The following is an 18,063-nucleotide window of genomic DNA, read 5'->3' as shown; positions in this document are numbered from 1 at the left end:
TGTTATCCAACACTGTGTTCTAGAGTAATTGCTAGCAATTTTTGTGCTTCTATAGAAAATTCTAAAGGTAATTTAGAAAGTATGTCTTTGCAAAATCCATTTACAATCATAGAGATAGCATCATCTTCATTAATACCTCGTTGTCTACAATAAAACAGTTGATTATCACTGATTCGTGAAGTTGTAGCTTCGTGTTCTAGTTGTGTATTATTATTATGTGATTCGATGATTGGAAATGTATGAGAACTACATTGTTTACCTATTAACATTGAATCGCATTGCGTAAAATTACGTGAATTTGAAGCAGTTTTCGCAATTTTTACTAATCCCCTATAAGTATTTTGACTATTTCCAAGAGCAATTCCTTTTGAAATAATGGTTGAGTGTGTATCATTTCCAATGTGAATCATTTTTGTTCCAGTATCTGCTTGTTGTATGCCATTAGTAATAGCAACGGAAAAAAATTCTCCAATAGAATTGTTTCCTTTTAAGATTACACTTGGGTATTTCCAAGTAATAGCAGAACCAGACTCAGATTGAGTCCAAGACATTTTAGAATTTTCTCCGGCACATAGCGCTCGTTTAGTAACGAAGTTGAAAATTCCACCTTGAGAATGTTGATTACCAGAAAACCAGTTTTGTACTGTTGAATATTTTACTTGGGCGTCTTTTAGTACGATAACTTCTACAACTGCTGCGTGCAGTTGATAACTATCGTGTATTGGAGCTGAACATCCTTCAATGTAGCTAACATAACTGCCTGTATCGGCAATCAAAATAGTGCGTTCAAATTGTCCAGTTTTTTTAGAATTCATACGAAAATAAGTTGATAATTCCATAGGGCAACGTACATTTTTAGGAATGTATACGAACGTACCATCAGATACAACTGCAGCGTTGAGTGCAGCAAAAAAATTATCTTTAAAAGATACTACAGTTCCTAAATATTGACGTACTAAATCTGGATAATCGCGAATGGCGTCTGAAAATGAGCAGAAAATAATGCCTTTTTTTAATAAAGTAGTATGGAATGTAGTAGACACAGAAACTGAATCAAAAATAGCGTCAACTGCTACGTTTCCCTTGTCATGTGTTGGTATACCTAGTTTATTAAAAGTTTTCTTTACTTCTTTAGTTAAGTATTTTGATTTATTTAAGGTAGTATTTGCATTTTTTTGGGTTTTGTGATTTTTTTTGTTTTCGACACATGCTGGAGCAGAAAAATAACTGTAAGAATTATAGTCAAGTTTTTGATAATGTCCTTTTAACCAATGTGGTTCTTTCATATTAGACCAGGCATGATAACCTGCAAGTCTAAATTCTAACATCCATTTTGGTTCTGATCTTTTTTTTGAAATAGCATATACTACATTTTCATTAATACCTTTTTTTAGTTCTTCATTGCTTAGTTTAGTAAAAAAACCTTCTTTATAATACGACTCATTTTTTTTAGTTAAATTTTTATCAATATCGTGTATGTTAAAATTATTGCGTACCATAATAATACCTGTTTTTAAATTCCAAAACTTTCACCGCATCCACAGGAATATTGAGCTTGAGGATTATTAAATTTAAATATATGATTTAATCCGTCTTCTACATAATCTAATTCAGTTCCATCAATAAATGGCATTATATCTAATGGTATAAATAATTTAGCTCCGTTACGTTCAAATATTAGATTATTATCATTTAATGATACAACTTTAGACATAATGTATGTAAAGCCCGCGCACCCTGATTTTTTTATGCTTACTTTTAATCCTAAAATATCAGGATCTTTATTTTTTATATTAAGAATTTGTTGTACTGCTGCATCTGTTAAGGTTAGACCATTCCAAGAAACATGGTTTTTAAGTATATAATGTGTATTTTTTTTGATATCATTTTTCATTATAAATTACCTGTTAAATTTATTATGTAATATTTTTATTAAAGTAAATATTTTAATTATTTTTGCTGTATTAAATATTTATATTCGTAAAATATTTTCATATTTTATATGATTTATTTATGTACTGTATTATGTCATCATATAGCATAATTTCTGTAAACAGCATAGGTTTAATTTTTTAATTAATGTTTCAAAATTAATTTTTATGCTTTTGAACAGTAAATATAATTTATTTTAGAAGCCATGTTATTAATATATATCGTATGTATGGTCTCTTTTTTAAGATTAATGAAATTATATTATATACGATTCATTATAATCAGTAGGCGTAAACCTATATATGTAATCATATTAAAAAATTAAATGAATATATCATTAGTAATTAAGATCAACATAAAATTAGTAATAAATTATGATATATTGTTGATTAACCAATCAGAAGCTTCTAGCAATTCTTTTTTATGTTGAGGCCAGTTCTTGATCCATTGTTCGCAACAATATGAAATACTTGTGGTGTTATATGGTATGCCCACTAATTTTTTTTCTAACATTTCTAAAGGGTCTGGTTCTAAACAATCGGTAAAAATGTGACAATAATCAATTATTCCGCGTTTTATATTAAAATATAATGTTACATTACCCCAATCAAACTGGGTGTCTAGCTGATGTGTAAATATAGGAGTATTGCCAAAATTCCAGTTCCAATCGCGTTGTTTGTTGAATTGATCAGAAAATCCTGGCATATGATAAGCATTCTCTATAGAGAATATTTCTGGTGTTACTCTCATTCTGTAATGTTCAAAAAATGCTTCTGTTAATCCTTGACATACTTCTTCATGATTAATATCAGGTTTTAATGTATTTAAATTAGCAACACGAGAGCGAACAGAGGAAATGCCTTTAGTCTTTAACTTTTTGAGATCTGGATTAAGATAATAAGTAAGTTTATCAATATCAACGTGTAAGAGCAATGTTCCGTGATGAAATTGACATCTAGGTGTTTTACGATATGCAGAACCACTAATTTTACGTTCTCCTTCTGTTGTATTGATGACAAGATCATTTCTTCCAGAGAAGATGGCTTTAATTCCAATACGACTCAATCCATTTAAAACTATATTAGTGGATAAGTTTTTGTTATAATGTTCCTGAGTAGATATAAAGGTAAAACAAGTATTGCCTAAGTCATGAAATACAGCCCCCCCTCCGCTACTTCTTCTAGCTAATTTAATTCCATCTCGTTCCATACGGCGAGTGTTACATTCTTTCCATGCATTTTGAGCTCGTCCTATTACCACTGTGTTTTGATTTCTCCATAAAAATAGTATGGATTGTTTTTTAGGTATGTTTTGAAACATATATTCTTCAAGTGATAAATTAAACCATGGATCATAAGAGTTAGAAAACAATAATCTTAAACAACACATAAATCTTCCTTTGTCGGTATTTAATATCTGATATATAATTTTTATATATCCATACATATACGTACATTTAAATAGATATACTATATTATTACTGATAATAGTAAGTTTTTTAAATTTTTAATTAAATTATCAGTGCTGGAAATAATTTTTATATATGTTTTTAATTTTATATAAATTTAATATTATTACTTAAATAGTTATATGAAACTTTTTATTTTGTAAAAAAATTATGTAAATTAAAAATTAAAAACATATATGCTTGTTTTTATTCAATTTATTTAAAGTAATTTTTTAATTCTATTTTATGTATTTAATGTTCTGTTAGTAATATTTCAATGGTTTTGATATAAGATAATATTTGTTATTATCTTAAGGCACCATGAAAACGTTTTATTAAAATTGTTGAGCATTGATTAACAATATCAGAAATTTCTTTTTCTTTTAAAGTGTGGGTTTTACTTTGTAAACATAATTTAATAGTAAAACTTTTGAAACCTTTTGGTATACCTTGACCCCTGTAGACATCAGATAACTTGATTTCAACTAATTGATCTTTATGAGTAATTTTTTTACATTCAGTAATAACAGATTCTGCAGAAATATTATCTGGTACTATTATAGAAATATCACGGTAATTTTTCGGAAATTTAGAAATGGTGGTAATTTTAGACAATGTGGATTGAGAAATTATATTCCATGACAGTTCAAAGACCAATGTGTGTAGTCGTAAATTTAATTTCGTTTGTATAACAGGATGAATCATTCCAATATATCCAATACATATATTATTTAAATAAATCGCTGCGCTTTGTCCAGAATGTAATGCAGGATGTGTGTATTTTTTAAATTTTACATGATTTAATTTGTTGGTTATATTTAGTAATGATTCTACATCTCCTTTTATATCATAAAAATCTACTGGATGTTCTGTTAAATCCCAATGTTCATTAAATCTAAAACCAGATCGTATTCCAGATATCATAAAATTTTGATGTACTTGGTTTTCAGCAGTTTTTTCTGGAATAAAACACATGCCAGTTTCAAATAATTTAATTTGTTTTTTTTGTCTATTTTGATTATAAATCACTGATTTGATTAGTCCTGGCCATAAAGATAGCCTCATGGTAGACATATCTAATGTAATTGGATTTTTTAAAATTAATGGCGTTTGTTGTGGGTGCAATAATTTTTGAATGTTAGGATCCACAAAACTATATGTTATTATTTCTTGATAACCACGATCTATTAATAGATTTTTTACCCTTGATAATGATATAGTTGATGTGTGGTTATAATTTGTTGTTAATTTTGTAGAAATAAAAACATGAGGGATGTTGTTGTATCCATTAATACGTATTATTTCTGCTATTACGTTTTCTTCTATAGAAATATCAAAACGCCAAGATGGCGTCAGTACCTTCCAGTTATTATTTAAAAATTTAGTTTTAAATCCAAGTCGTGTTAAAATATGCGCGATTTCTTTGTCTAAGATATTAAACCCAATAATTTTGTCTAATTTAGTACGATGTAATATAATATTGGTTGGTTTTGGTAATATATCATTATTGATCATGCTTATTATTGGACCGGGGTAACCACCACAAATTTTTAATAATAATGATGTAACGCGATCTAAAGCCAATTTAGATATGCTTGGATCTACTCCTCTTGTATAACGAAAAGAAAAAAGATCATGTGTATGGTATAATTTGGATTGATTTGCGATAATAGATGGATTAAAAAAAGCAGATTGTAACATGATATGACGGGTGTTGGAACAAACGCAATATTGATTAGGAATAGTTATCCCGGCTATTGATAATGGCTTTCTGACATCAGAGATTACTATTGTATTGGGCAATAATTTTAAATTATTGTTATTTGAGAGTTTTAATATTTCCCCGATTTGGGAAAGCCGTATGTGTATTATATTTCCTTCAATTTTTTCGTAATCAATAATATAAACTGGATGTCCCAGTTCTAGTAACACATAATTGGCAATATCAATAACTACATTTACTGAACAGATTCCGCAACGACGTAGTCTTTCTGATATCCATAAGGGTGTAGGAACAGTAATATGAATGTTTTTTAAAATTCTTCCTAGAAATTGTGGGCATGCATCAGGAACTTCAATAGAAACTGGAATGGTTTCGTTGATTGTCGGTGTAATTGAATTTATTTTTATTTTTTTTAATTTCAGATTATTGATAGCTGCTATTTCTCTAGAAATTCCGATTATATTAAAACAATCTCCTCTATTAGGAGTAATATTTATTTCAAAGATATTATCATTAAGGTTCAAATAATTATAAAAGTCTTGCCCAATAGGGGCATCCGTAGGTAGTTCAATTATACCTACTGTTTGATTGATTATTCCTAGTTCTGAAAAAGTACAAAGTATGCCTTCTGATTGTTGTCCTCGTATAACAGTTAGTTTAATTTTGCGTCCATTTGGTAATATTGATCCTATATTAGCAACAACTGTTCGGATATTTTTACGACAATTAGCAGCATTACAAACGATATTCAATAATTTATTACTACCGTGATTTACTTTTGTTATCCATACATTGTTGAAGTTTGGATGTATTTTACATTCTATAATTTCACCAATAACTACTCCATGAAAAATATTAGAAACAGGTTTTACTTCATTAACTTTAAATCCAGCCATAGTTAATTGATCAGATAATTCGATGCTACTAATGGATGGGTTTGTCCATTCTCGTATCCACATCTCACTAAATTTCATTTTAATATCTCTATGTTACTGAAATTGATTAAGGAATTGTAAATCATTTTTAAAAAAAATTCGTATGTCGTTAATATTGTAAAGCAACATTGTTAGTCGTTCTATTCCTATTCCGAAGGCGAATCCTGAAAACTTTTTTGTATTAATATTTGCTTGGTGCAATATATTAGGATGTATCATACCACATCCTAACAGTTCTAACCAATTTCCCGTTTTTTGTTCTATTACATCTATTTCTGCAGATGGTTCTGTAAATGGAAAATAAGATGGTCTGAAACGTAAAGAAATTTTCTCTTCGAAAAAATTATATAAAAAGTCATATAATATTTTTTTCAGGTGACATAAATTAATGTTGTAATCTACCATGAAACCTTCCATTTGATGAAACATAGGTGTGTGGTTTTGATCATAATCTTTACGATATACTCGTCCAAAAGAAATAATCCGCATTGGAGGAGTTTTGTTAGCCATGGCACGTATTTGAATACCAGAGGTATGTGTGCGAAGTAATCTTTTTTCATCAAACCAAAAGGTGTCGTGTTCATCTCGGGAAGGGTGGTGCGCGGGAATATTTAATGCATCAAAATTAAAATAATTATCGTCAATTTCTGGTCCGTGTGTTATAGCAAATCCTAAAGCGTTAAAAAAAAGCTTCATACGTTTTATGGTGCTTGTTATTGGGTGATGTGTTCCTATATCTGATAGGCGTCCTGGTAAAGTAACATCTAACGTATCAGTAATTAAGGTTTTTTTTATATTTTTTGATTTTAAAATATTTTGTTGTTCAATGAATAATGTGTATATATCTTTTTTTGCTTGATTAATAGCTGCGCCTAATTTAGGTCGTATATCTAATGAATAATTATTAAGGGTTTTAATTTGTTGATTCAAATATCCCTTTTTACCTAAAAATTTAATACGTATCGATTCTAAAGTATTTATGCTATTAGATTGTATTATATCTGATCGTGCTTGCATCACTAGTTTGTGTATCAGATCTAATGACATATATAAATCCTTGCGTCATTATTAATTATATATTCACTATTTATAATTAAATTTAATTACTGTCATGTGTAATACATGATTGTGTATAAAGCGAAATTTAAGGAAACTACATTTGTGTATAATCATTTATTAATGCTAGTTTTTATTTGAATTTTTTAAAAAATTACTATTGAATGAAATATTTAGAATATAATGTTTAATTAAAATTTTTTGTATTTACCCTGTAATGGGATACAAATGTTATTAATCAAATTTTTGCCTTTTCGACTAAAATAGAAAAGGTTTCTTTATCGCAAATAGCTATTTCAGCAAGTATTTTTCTGTTAATATAAACATTAGATTTGTGCAATCCATTTATTAAATAATTATAAGAAATACCACATGTTCGCGATGCAGCATTGATGCGATTGATCCATAATCTGCGAAATAAACGTTTCTTCCGACGACGATCCCGATAGGAATATTGCCCAGATTTTATGACTGATTGATAGGCAACACGATAAGTACGAGATCTAGCGCCATAGTAACCTGCTGCTTGTTTTAAGATCTTTTTATGGCGAGCACGTGCCACTACACTATTTTTTACGCGCGTCATATGTACTATTCTCCTAATAATGCAGATAATGTGGTATGATGTTTAAAATAATCTTAATAATAAGTCAAATTGGATTGTCCTATATATATGGTAAACATCTCATAATTGTAGCTAGATAAATTTTAGAGAGTATAGATTTCTGACGTAAATGGCGTTTATGTTTAGTAGATTTTTTAGTTAAAATATGTCGCATATGAGCGTGTTTATATTTATATTTCCCTAAAGCTGTTGTTTTAAATCGTTTACTAGCTGCTTGAAGTGTTTTAATTTTAGGCATAAATCAGTCTCGATAATCTTTTTAATTGTATGTTTTGAACACTAATATATATAATAATATTATTATTATTCAATTTTTGATTTTCGTGGCTTATTATTTCTTTTTAGGATTTAAAATCATGGTCATTTGACGCCCTTCAATTTTATTGGATAAAAATTCTACTGTTGTTAATTCATTTAATTCATTACGTATACGGTGTAACATTTTTGTACCAAGTTGATGGTGGATTAATTCTCCTCCTCTAAAGCGTAAAGTTATCTTTACTTTGTTTCCTTCTTTGAGAAATTTGATTAAATTACGTAATTTAATTTGATAATCTCCTTCATCAGTAACTGGTCTGAATTTTATTTCTTTAACATGAATCACTTTTTGCTTTTTCTTTTGTTCTTTTGTAGATTTATTTTTTTCATATATAAATTTACCATAGTTCATAATTCTACATACAGGTGGGTCAGAATTAGGACTAACTTCAACTAAATCAAGACCGATGTCTTCAGATTGTTTAAGTGCTTCATGTAAACTAACTACACCAATTTGTTTTCCGTCTATTCCGGTCAAACGAACCTTGTGAGCACTAATTTCTCTATTAATACGATTCAATCGTATTGATTGTATTTTTTTTCCTGATTTAAGAATATGTTATTCCTCCATTTGATGAAAACTGTAATTTTTAATTTCATATAGTAATTTTTTTATAAATATATCAATGTTACAGTTATCTAATTTTTTACCACGATAAGTACGTATGGCTACTGTATTTTGATTCATTTCTTTATTACCACAAATCAGCATATAAGGCACACGTTGTAAAGTGTAATAGCGAATTTTAAATCCTATTTTTTCATTTCTCAAGTCTACTTTTGTTCTTATTTGTTTATTTGTCAGTTTTTTTTCTAATATAGAAACATACTCAGATTGTTTACTAGTGACGTTCATCAGGACAACTTGTGTTGGAGCTAGCCATGTTGGAAAAAAGCCCGCGTATTCTTCTGTAATTAAACCAACAAATCGTTCCATGGAACCAAGGATTGCTCTATGAATCATTACGGGAGCTACGCGATTATTTTTATGATCAATATAACGCGCGTTTAGTAAGTTTGGTAAAGAAAAATCTAGCTGTATTGTACCACATTGCCAAGCTCTATTAAAAGAATCAAGTAAAATAAATTCTATTTTAGGGCCATAAAACGCGCCATCATTAGGTTGATATTGAAATGAGATATTATTATGCTGAAGTGCGGTAGATAAATGTTGTTCCGCTGTATCCCATACTGAATCTGTTCCAATCCGTTTTTTTGGACGAGTGGATAGTTTTACTAAAATTGTTTTAAATCCGAATGTATTGTATACATCATACATCATTTTAATACAGTGGTTTAATTCATCGAATATTTGTGTTTTTGCACAAAAAATATGACCGTCGTCTTGAGTGAATTCTCGTGTTCTCATCAATCCATGTAAGGATCCAGATGGTTCATTTCTGTGGCAATTTCCAAATTCAGCAATACGATAAGGTAAGTCTTTATAAGATCTAATGTCTTGATTAAAAATTTGAATATGTCCTGGGCAATTCATTGGTTTAATACAATACTCGTGATTTTCTGAAGAAGTAGTAAATATGTGTTCATGATAATTATCCCAATGGCCTGTTTTTTTCCATAATGCATGATCGATCATAATGGGACTTTTAACTTCTTGGTATTTATATGTTTTAAGTTGTGTTCGTATAATTTTTTTTAATTCTTGTAACAAAATCCATCCATTTTCATGCCAAAATATCATTCCGGAAGCATCCTTTTGCGTGTGATATAGATGTAATTGTTTAGCAAGGTTACGGTGGTCATGTTGCTTAATAGGGTCGTGTAATGTATTGTGTTTTGGCATTCTGAATCGTTGTTCGTTACTCCAAGTAAAACCATAGATACGTTGTAATTTTTTATTTTTATTATTTCCGCGCCAATAAGATGTAGAAATCTTATATAATTTAAAGTTTCTACAAAAACTAATATTAGGTACATGTGGTCCGCGACACATATCTACATATTCTTCATGATAATATAATCCAATATGCTCAGTCGGGTTAATATTTTCGTTGAGAATAGATACTTTGTATTTTTCTCCCAGGGATAAGAAAATTTCTTTGGCTTGTTTCCAAGTAACGCTTTTTTTTGTAATATTGTAATTTTTATTAGCGAGAAGAATCATATGTTTTTCTAGAGTGATTAGGTCATTGTTAGTAAGACGATAATCCAGATCTACATCATAATAAAATCCTGTACTTATTACTGGACCGAGCGCCATTTTAGCTGCAGGCCATAATTGTTTGATAGCATGTCCTAATAAATGCGTGCAAGAATGTCGAATTATATTTAATCCTATATTTCCTTCTGAGTTGATAAATTCTAATGTTGCATCGTGATATATTAAATCTATAACGTCAATAAGTTTGCCATTGACTCGTGCAGCTACGCAATTTTTAGACAATGCTGAATCCGTATCTTTAGCAATTTGTAAAGGAGATACTGGATAATTATATTGATATTTATTTCCGTTATTTAAAATGATTACAAGCATTGATGATTCCCTTATATTGTTAATATCTTATACTTTTTTTTATCGTATAAGATATTAAATTTTTAAGTGTATTCTTTAGTTTTTCATCGTATATCATTTTATAATGTAGAACCATCAAGTATTACAATCTTATCATATCTTTGTTTTTATTTATATATAGACCATATTTATGATAAGTTAAATAATTGAAAATCTTGCATAAGATTGCAGATTTTATTTATTATTATAATAATTTTTATTATATGTTTTTAATACAAAGCTAAATAATTCTAGCATATTATTATTATGAGTAAGAAATATAAATATAAAAATTATGTTTAATTTAATTAATATTGTTTGAAAATTGATTAATAAAAATGATATTAATATCACTTTTATTTTATAATAGAAGATATTCGGATAAATATTCGAGGCTGTATTATGTTTTGTTTTATATTAGTAATTATTATTAAGCAATATTGTAATTGTTTGTTAAACTGATGTATTTAAAATAATTTTTATGATTTTTTTATTACTTTGTGAGTGTATAGGAGTTGTTTATTTTTATTTAAATCATCGTCAATTTTAATAATTAATTGTTAACTAAATTTAATTTTTTAAAGTCTATAATTCTTGACTGAAATTTTTATTGGATATAAAAATGTGCAAATTTTGAATAATTTGATAATAGAATACAGTAGAATTTATAAGTATAATAATATTTATAGTAATTGATGTTGTTATATTTAAAATTGCAGTTTATTTTTTCGTATACAAAAAGAAAGTGTGAGTATATATTTGTTTTTTATTTTAATATATGAATATGTAATATAATTTTTATTATATTTTTGTTTTAATTTTTTATTTCAAATAATATCATGTAATATTAATTAATATAACTAATATAGTAATTTTTAGTGTTATAAACGTTTTATATTATATAAAATATATCTGTTGTAGTATTTGTTGAAATTAATAAAAATTTAAAACATGTACAATAATAATAAATTTATTTAAATAATATTAGAAAAATTATTGAACATTTATTAATATTAATTTTAATGGATTTTATTTTTTACACTAATTTAGGTGGCTTAAATTAATTATTATTTTATAACTATTTTTTACATTTGTTATTTATTTAGATATTTAAAATTTAATTTCAAAGATGTTGAGTGTTTGTTTGAATTATATTGAACTATGGTATTGTTTGTTGTCTTGTATAAATAATTATTATGGTGTTGTCGCTTTTGATATTCAAGTATTTTCAATTAGATTGAAATAAAATGGATTTCAATGAATTTTTAATTTAAAGAATGTTGTCTGTTCGTTATTATTTAATATAATATATATAACTCCTAAAAGGATTTTATTAGTTCATCGATAGCTTTCATTTGTTTTAAAAAATGTTCTAGCTTATTTAAGGGTAATGCAGATGGTCCATCACATTTGGAACAATTTGGGTTTGGGTGTGCTTCAAGAAATAGTCCGGCGATACCTACTGCAGTGCTGGCTCTAGCTATGTCGTAAATCTGTGTATTCCTTCCTCCAGAAGTAGGACTTAAAGGATCACGTGTTTGTAAGGAATGTGTAACATCTACTATTATTGGACAACCTTTAGAAATATGATTCATTATATTAAATCCTAACGTATCTACTATTAAGTTATCATAGCCAAAAGAAGTACCTCGTTCACATAAAATGATTTTGTTATTTTTAAATGAACGACATTTATTAACAACATGTACTATTTGTGTTGGACTCATATATTGTGGTTTTTTTATGTTAATTGCCATTCCAGTTTTTGCTACAGATTCAATTAAGTCTGTTTGACGAGCTAAAAACGCTGGGATTTGTAATACATCTACTACTTCTGACGCAATATTTACTTGATTAATTTCATGTACGTCAGTCATAAGCTTAACTCCGAACACTTTTTTTAATTCCTGAAGTAAGCACAAACCTTTCTCTAGTCCTGGGCCACGATATGAGTCAATCGATGAACGGTTTGCTTTGTCGAAAGATGCTTTAAATATATGGGGTATATTTAATTTTTGAGTTACGTTAACATAATGTTCGCAAACTTTCATCACTATGTCTCGTGACTCTAAAACGTTCATTCCGCCAAATAGTACTAACGGTAAATTATTTGCTACTTTTATATCGATGATGTCAACTGTTAATTGTTGCATGTATTACATTTCCAAATGTTTTTATTTCACATGTGCAGTACTAATTAGATTTTAAATTAAATATGCTCTATTATACATTTACATATTTTATTTTTTAATTTAAATAATTTGTCTTTACTTATTTTTAAATTTAATTATTTAAAATTATATTATCGTAACAAGTAGGATATGTATGTCAAATAAAATATTTAATGAGAAATCCATTTTCCAAATGTTACTCGTTCATAATTATGATAATCACGTATTGTATGAATATGAGTAAATCCAAATTTATAAAATAATGCGCGCATATATCTTCCTTGATTCCAGCCATGTTCTAAAAATAGCCATCCATTTTGGTGCAGATGTTGAGTAGAAAGTTTACAAATTACAGTTAAATCTGCCAACCCTGATTGTCCTGATATTAATGCATTTTTAGGTTCAAAATTCATGTCACTAATTTGTAGACATGAATCATGTTTATCAATATATGGTGGATTACTGACAATAAGATTAAATTTTTTCCCCACTAAATGTTTAAACCAATTTCCATATAAAAATTTTACGTTTTTTAAATTGAAAGAAATTTTATTTTGGCGAGCAATAAGTAACGCCTGATTCTGGCAATCTACCCCTGTAATATTCCAATTTGGTCTTTCTGATGAGAGAGTTAAAGCTATTGTACCTACTCCAGTGCCTAGGTCTAAAACATTTAATCTAGGTTTATATAGTAAGTTAAGCGCGTGCTCTACTAAGCATTCAGTGTCCGATCTGGGAATAAATACACCTGGAACTACCTTAAAATCTAAGGACCAAAATTCTTTTGAACCAATTATATAAGCTATGGGTTCTCCTTTTTTTCTGCGATAAATTAATGATTTTAGTTGTATGATGGTATCATATTTTAATAATGTCTCTCCAAATGCCAACAATTGGGCACGAGATTTATTTGTGACTTTTGATAAAATAATTTCAGCATCTCTCTTTGGACTCATAGATCTCTTTAGATTTAAACTAGCCCAATATAACCATTGCTCCCATGTCATTTTTCTGGCTCTAATAGTTTATCAAGTTGATTGGCTTGATGCTTATCAAAGATCGACTGCATTAAAATATCTAAATTTCCGTTCATTATATCATTTAGTTTATATGATGTGAAAGAAATACGATGATCGGTAATACGACCTTGTTGGAAATTATATGTACGAATACGATCAGATCGATCTCCAGTACCTAGTAGATTACGGCGGGTGCACGATACTTCTTTTTGTCGACGTTTCATTTCAATAGCATGTAATCTAGAAGTCAGCACAGATAATGCTTTAGCTTTATTTTTATGTTGCGATCGTTCATCCTGGCATTCTACGACTAATCCGCTTGGTATATGGGTAACGCGAATTGCTGAATCAGTGGTATTTACATGTTGTCCTCCTGCACCTGATGATCGAAAAGTATCAATTCTTAAGTCATGAGGATTAATACCAGGAAGTTCAATATTTGGTATTATTGGAATTACCGCTATCGTGCAAGTGGAAGTATGAATTCTACCTTGAGATTCAGTGTGAGGTATTCTTTGTACACGATGCCCTCCAGATTCAAATTTTAATTGTCCATATGTGCCTTTGTCAGGAATCTTGGCAATTATTTCTTTATAACCTCCGTATTCGCCATAAGTAGCATTGATAATTTCTATTTTCCATCGACGTACCTCGGAATAACGAGCATACATTCGGAATAATTCTCCCGCAAAAATTGCTGCTTCTTTCCCACCAGTGCCAGCTCGCAATTCTATAAAACAACCTAATTTGTCATTTGGGTCTATTGGTAACAATAGTATTTTTAGATTTTGCTCAAGATTATATTGATCTAAATAAAATTCTTTTAATTCATCTTGAGCAATATCATGCATATCTGTATCCGTAAGCATTTCTTTTATGTTAGTTATTTCTTGTTGAATATTTAACCAACGTTTAAAACAAATAACTATTTCAGACAACCGTGCATGTTCCTTAGATAGAACACAAAAACGTTTTTTATTGCAAATAATATCAGGTTCATTGAGTAATTTTTCCAGTATATTAAAACGTTCTTGTAATACTACTAGTTTCTTAGTAATGGCAGAATTCATACATATTTATATTATAGTGATATATATATTTTTGTTTATATAAAAATTATTGATACTAATAGTTATCAGTATAATTGAAATTTATATTAGTTTTTTAAATAATATTTTGTGACCATATTTTTGCGAGATAAATTGTATCTTAGTTATATTTAGATATAAATCTGAATAGCTATCGTATGTTTATTATGAATAGTATTAAAATCATTAATACAATGGAATGATATCATATATATTCTGTGTATAAAAAATAATTTAAAAATTTTTGTTGTTAGATATATATATAGCAATTGAATCTATATTTATTTAGATGTCTACAAAATATTTTTATTAAAGATTGTACTTGTGTGTATGTATATATTTTAAAATTATTAAAAATAGTGTAAGTTTTATTATTTAATTTAAATATTTCATTATTATCAGTATTTTATAATAAAATTGATGTTATGTAGCATGTTGTAGTACATCTTCAATAAATAAAATATTGAAATTTAAAAATTAAATAAATTAGTTATATATCGTATGTTATTATTAAAAATTTGTTCTAATATTAATTAGATTAAATTAATATCTGATATCATTAAAAATTTTATTTGTGAAGAATAGATAGATGATTGTATGAAAAATATAGCATTGATATAAACGCAATAAATAAAATCTGTATTTTATATAAAAACTTTTTTAAAGCTAATATTTAAATGTATCGACATATATGTTTTAGATTATTTGGAACAGCTGTTTTTATTTGTGTTTCTTGTATTCATCATCAGAATTTTAGTTTACATGAAGACAAATTAGTAGCGTATATGTGGAACAATCATAAGGCATCAATATCTAACATACTTAATTATCAAGCACAAGGTGCTATTATTTATATGATTAATAATCAAAGAAAGGTGTATGTTCCGTTTATTTGGACTCAAGATAATGATAATTGTCACATAAAGTTATTTAATGTTTTTGGATTAACTATAATTTCCATATCTGTAGAAAACGGAGTTGTTTCTATCTGGAACAATATATCTCGTAAAAATGATGATTTAAAAAATGAAGTTCAAAAATGGTTTATGATGGATGTTAGTTATTTTTTAGAACAATTACAACAATGGATTATCGGGTTGCCTAATAGCGATGCGGAATATAATTTAAATTCTATCGGTTGTTTATCCCATATAAATTATTATTATAATAACAAAAACATTTCTATATATTATCGTCATTATTATGCTAATAGCATACCAATTTTACCTAAAGTTTTAGATATATATTATGACCAATATTCTGTCAGATTAATAATAAATAACTGGAATATACAATGAATTATCAATGGCCATCTCCAGGAAAACTTAATTTATTTTTATATATTACCGGGTATCGTGCAGATAATTACCATTACTTGCAGACTTTGTTTCAATTTATTGATTATGGTGATAGTATCGAAGTATTGGTAACAGACAGTGGTAGAGTTAGATTGTTTACTAAGATGGATGGTGTAATGCACCGTGATAACTTAGTTGTGCGAGCGGCAAAGTTGTTACAACATTATTGTTGTCCTGATAAAAAATCAGTGCTTGGTGCGGATATTTTTCTTAATAAGGTGTTACCTATTGGTTCTGGTTTAGGCGGCGCTTCTTCTAATGCCGCAACTGTGTTAATGATACTTAATCAGCAATGGCGTTGTTATTTGAATAAAAATATTTTAATGCGTTTGGGTTTGATGTTGGGATCTGATGTACCAGTGTTTATATATGGATATTCAGCGTTTGCTGAAGGAGTTGGTGATGTGTTTACACCAGTTTTTATACCTGAGAAGTGGTATCTTCTTGTGATACCACCGATTAGTATTAATACTTCGTGGGTTTTTAAAATGTATAAATTAAAAAATCGTTTTTATTCTCCATATCGTTCGATACGAGAGTTATTATCTATGTCTTTTAGTAATGATTTGGAAGAAATTGTAAAAGAGATATTTCCTGAAACAAAGGTATATTTTAAGTATTTGTCACAGTATGCATCTACGCGACTTACGGGAACAGGTTCTTGTATTTTTTCTGAATTTAATACCGAATATCTTGCTTATCAAGTTCAAAGTTATTTGCCATCATGGATAAAAAGTATTGTGACACGAGGCGTAAATTTGTCTCCGTTACATCAAAAATTATTAAAATATAATACATTAGTATTATAATTTTATTACGCTAATAAATGTTGTTATATATATTATTATATATCCTGAGGCATTAGTGATATCATTGAAAATGAAACTATGAGATGTTTTTGATATGAAACTTTTTACTGGAAATGCTATTCCAGAGTTAGCTCGATGCATTGCTAATAGATTATACACTAATCTTGGAAAGGCTTCTGTTGGCCGTTTTAGTGATGGTGAGGTAAGTGTACAAATTAATGAGAATGTACGTGGGGGCGATGTGTTTATTATTCAATCTACTTGTGCTCCAACAAATGATAATTTAATGGAATTGATTGTTATGGTAGACGCATTAAGACGTGCATCGGCTGCTAGGATTACTGCCGTAATTCCTTATTTTGGTTATGCTCGCCAAGATCGAAGAGTTCGTTCTTCTAGGGTGCCTATTACTTCTAGAGTTGTAGCAAATTTTTTATCTAGCGTAGGAGTAGATCGTATTTTGACAGTAGATCTACATGCTGAACAAATACAAGGATTTTTTGATGTACCAGTAGATAACGTTTTTGGAAGTCCAATTTTATTAGAAGATATGATGCAACAAAATTTTAATAATCCGATCGTAGTATCTCCAGATATTGGAGGAGTGATACGTGCTCGCGCTATTGCAAAATTACTTAATGATACTGATATGGCAATTATAGATAAACGAAGATCTCGCGCTAATATTTCTCAAATTATGCATGTTATTGGAGATGTATGTAATCGTGATTGCATATTAGTAGACGATATGATTGATACTGGCGGAACATTATGTAAAGCTGCAGATGTTTTGAAAGAAAAAGGAGCATGCCGAGTGTTTGCTTATACTACTCATCCAATTTTTTCCGGTAATGCTTATGAGAATATTCAAAATTCTATGATCGATGAGATTATAGTTTGCGATACTATTCCATTAAAACCAAAAATAAAATCTTTACCTAATGTGCGTGCATTAACTTTGTCTGGTATGCTTGCTGAAACAATTCGTCGTATTAGTAATGAGGAATCTATTTCTGCTATGTTTGAACATTAAATGAATTTTTCATTATATATTTTCACTTTGGTGTATT

The 18,063-nt window shown here is 28.4% G+C and carries 15 protein-coding genes; 3 read left to right on the top strand and 12 right to left on the bottom strand.

Annotated features, from left to right (window positions below):
• Positions 1–2: 2 nt before the first annotated feature.
• From sufB to prfA, 12 genes are all read right to left on the bottom strand, one after another.
• A complete protein-coding gene (sufB, locus tag M9400_RS02615) occupies positions 3–1,499 on the bottom strand; it encodes a Fe-S cluster assembly protein SufB (protein ID WP_250232300.1) in 1,497 nt (498 codons plus the stop codon).
• A 14-nt stretch (positions 1,500–1,513) separates the two neighbouring features.
• Positions 1,514–1,894 carry a Fe-S cluster assembly scaffold SufA gene (sufA, locus tag M9400_RS02610; protein ID WP_250232299.1) on the bottom strand — a complete coding sequence of 127 codons (381 nt, stop codon included), beginning with the start codon at positions 1,892–1,894 and terminating at the stop codon, positions 1,514–1,516.
• Positions 1,895–2,304: 410 nt separating this feature from the next.
• Positions 2,305–3,321 carry a lipoate--protein ligase gene (locus M9400_RS02605; protein ID WP_250232298.1) on the bottom strand — a complete coding sequence of 339 codons (1,017 nt, stop codon included), beginning with the start codon at positions 3,319–3,321 and terminating at the stop codon, positions 2,305–2,307.
• 364 nt (positions 3,322–3,685) lie between these two features.
• Positions 3,686–6,076: a phenylalanine--tRNA ligase subunit beta gene (pheT, locus tag M9400_RS02600; protein ID WP_250232297.1), complete on the bottom strand. Its 2,391-nt coding sequence runs from the start codon at positions 6,074–6,076 to the stop codon at positions 3,686–3,688.
• 15 nt (positions 6,077–6,091) lie between these two features.
• Entirely contained in the window at positions 6,092–7,084 is a 993-nt protein-coding gene (gene pheS, locus M9400_RS02595; RefSeq protein WP_250232296.1) for a phenylalanine--tRNA ligase subunit alpha, read from the bottom strand.
• A gap of 247 nt (positions 7,085–7,331) precedes the next feature.
• The gene (gene rplT, locus M9400_RS02590; RefSeq protein WP_250232295.1) at positions 7,332–7,679 is read right to left on the bottom strand and encodes a 50S ribosomal protein L20; all 348 of its coding nucleotides are present in this window, start codon (positions 7,677–7,679) and stop codon (positions 7,332–7,334) included.
• 79 nt (positions 7,680–7,758) lie between these two features.
• A complete protein-coding gene (rpmI, locus tag M9400_RS02585; protein WP_250232294.1) occupies positions 7,759–7,956 on the bottom strand; it encodes a 50S ribosomal protein L35 in 198 nt (65 codons plus the stop codon).
• A gap of 93 nt (positions 7,957–8,049) precedes the next feature.
• Entirely contained in the window at positions 8,050–8,592 is a 543-nt protein-coding gene (gene infC / locus M9400_RS02580; RefSeq protein WP_250232709.1) for a translation initiation factor IF-3, read from the bottom strand.
• A 3-nt stretch (positions 8,593–8,595) separates the two neighbouring features.
• A complete protein-coding gene (gene thrS / locus M9400_RS02575) occupies positions 8,596–10,530 on the bottom strand; it encodes a threonine--tRNA ligase (RefSeq protein ID WP_250232293.1) in 1,935 nt (644 codons plus the stop codon).
• A gap of 1,337 nt (positions 10,531–11,867) precedes the next feature.
• Entirely contained in the window at positions 11,868–12,701 is an 834-nt protein-coding gene (kdsA, locus tag M9400_RS02570; RefSeq protein ID WP_250232292.1) for a 3-deoxy-8-phosphooctulonate synthase, read from the bottom strand.
• Between the two features lie 188 nt (positions 12,702–12,889).
• Complete coding sequence (gene prmC / locus M9400_RS02565) at positions 12,890–13,726, bottom strand: peptide chain release factor N(5)-glutamine methyltransferase (RefSeq protein WP_250232291.1); 837 nt, start codon at positions 13,724–13,726, stop codon at positions 12,890–12,892.
• On the bottom strand, positions 13,723–14,808 hold the full coding sequence (gene prfA, locus M9400_RS02560) for a peptide chain release factor 1 (RefSeq protein ID WP_250232290.1): 1,086 nt from the start codon (positions 14,806–14,808) through the stop codon (positions 13,723–13,725). The genes prmC and prfA overlap by 4 nt, the downstream gene beginning before the upstream one ends.
• Before the next feature lie 695 nt (positions 14,809–15,503).
• Between prfA and lolB the strand changes: the two genes are divergently transcribed.
• The 3 genes from lolB to M9400_RS02545 all read left to right on the top strand — a co-directional run bounded on the left by lolB (position 15,504) and on the right by M9400_RS02545 (position 18,026).
• Positions 15,504–16,124 carry a lipoprotein insertase outer membrane protein LolB gene (gene lolB, locus M9400_RS02555; protein WP_250232289.1) on the top strand — a complete coding sequence of 207 codons (621 nt, stop codon included), beginning with the start codon at positions 15,504–15,506 and terminating at the stop codon, positions 16,122–16,124.
• Positions 16,121–16,993: a 4-(cytidine 5'-diphospho)-2-C-methyl-D-erythritol kinase gene (gene ispE / locus M9400_RS02550; protein ID WP_250232288.1), complete on the top strand. Its 873-nt coding sequence runs from the start codon at positions 16,121–16,123 to the stop codon at positions 16,991–16,993. Before lolB ends, ispE begins: the two co-directional genes overlap by 4 nt.
• 94 nt (positions 16,994–17,087) lie before the next feature.
• On the top strand, positions 17,088–18,026 hold the full coding sequence (locus M9400_RS02545; protein ID WP_250232287.1) for a ribose-phosphate pyrophosphokinase: 939 nt from the start codon (positions 17,088–17,090) through the stop codon (positions 18,024–18,026).
• Positions 18,027–18,063: the final 37 nt, after the last annotated feature.

Origin of the sequence: Blochmannia endosymbiont of Camponotus sp. (assembly GCF_023586085.1) — a bacterium.
In the GTDB taxonomy this organism is placed as follows: Bacteria; Pseudomonadota; Gammaproteobacteria; order Enterobacterales; family Enterobacteriaceae; genus Blochmanniella.
This window is presented reverse-complemented; position numbering and strand designations above follow the sequence as displayed.

Excerpts from the sequence above, each read along its gene's own strand:
- prmC (WP_250232291.1), bottom strand. The coding sequence starts at position 13,726 with ATGACATGGGAGCAATGGTTATATTGGGCTAGTTTAAATCTAAAGAGA.
- lolB (WP_250232289.1), top strand. The coding sequence starts at position 15,504 with ATGTATCGACATATATGTTTTAGATTATTTGGAACAGCTGTTTTTATT.
- pheS (WP_250232296.1), bottom strand. The coding sequence starts at position 7,084 with ATGTCATTAGATCTGATACACAAACTAGTGATGCAAGCACGATCAGAT.
- prfA (WP_250232290.1), bottom strand. The coding sequence starts at position 14,808 with ATGAATTCTGCCATTACTAAGAAACTAGTAGTATTACAAGAACGTTTT.
- rplT (WP_250232295.1), bottom strand. The coding sequence starts at position 7,679 with ATGACGCGCGTAAAAAATAGTGTAGTGGCACGTGCTCGCCATAAAAAG.
- M9400_RS02545 (WP_250232287.1), top strand. The coding sequence starts at position 17,088 with ATGAAACTTTTTACTGGAAATGCTATTCCAGAGTTAGCTCGATGCATT.
- ispE (WP_250232288.1), top strand. The coding sequence starts at position 16,121 with ATGAATTATCAATGGCCATCTCCAGGAAAACTTAATTTATTTTTATAT.
- sufB (WP_250232300.1), bottom strand. The coding sequence starts at position 1,499 with ATGGTACGCAATAATTTTAACATACACGATATTGATAAAAATTTAACT.
- kdsA (WP_250232292.1), bottom strand. The coding sequence starts at position 12,701 with ATGCAACAATTAACAGTTGACATCATCGATATAAAAGTAGCAAATAAT.
- thrS (WP_250232293.1), bottom strand. The coding sequence starts at position 10,530 with ATGCTTGTAATCATTTTAAATAACGGAAATAAATATCAATATAATTAT.
- sufA (WP_250232299.1), bottom strand. The coding sequence starts at position 1,894 with ATGAAAAATGATATCAAAAAAAATACACATTATATACTTAAAAACCAT.
- pheT (WP_250232297.1), bottom strand. The coding sequence starts at position 6,076 with ATGAAATTTAGTGAGATGTGGATACGAGAATGGACAAACCCATCCATT.
- M9400_RS02605 (WP_250232298.1), bottom strand. The coding sequence starts at position 3,321 with ATGTGTTGTTTAAGATTATTGTTTTCTAACTCTTATGATCCATGGTTT.
- rpmI (WP_250232294.1), bottom strand. The coding sequence starts at position 7,956 with ATGCCTAAAATTAAAACACTTCAAGCAGCTAGTAAACGATTTAAAACA.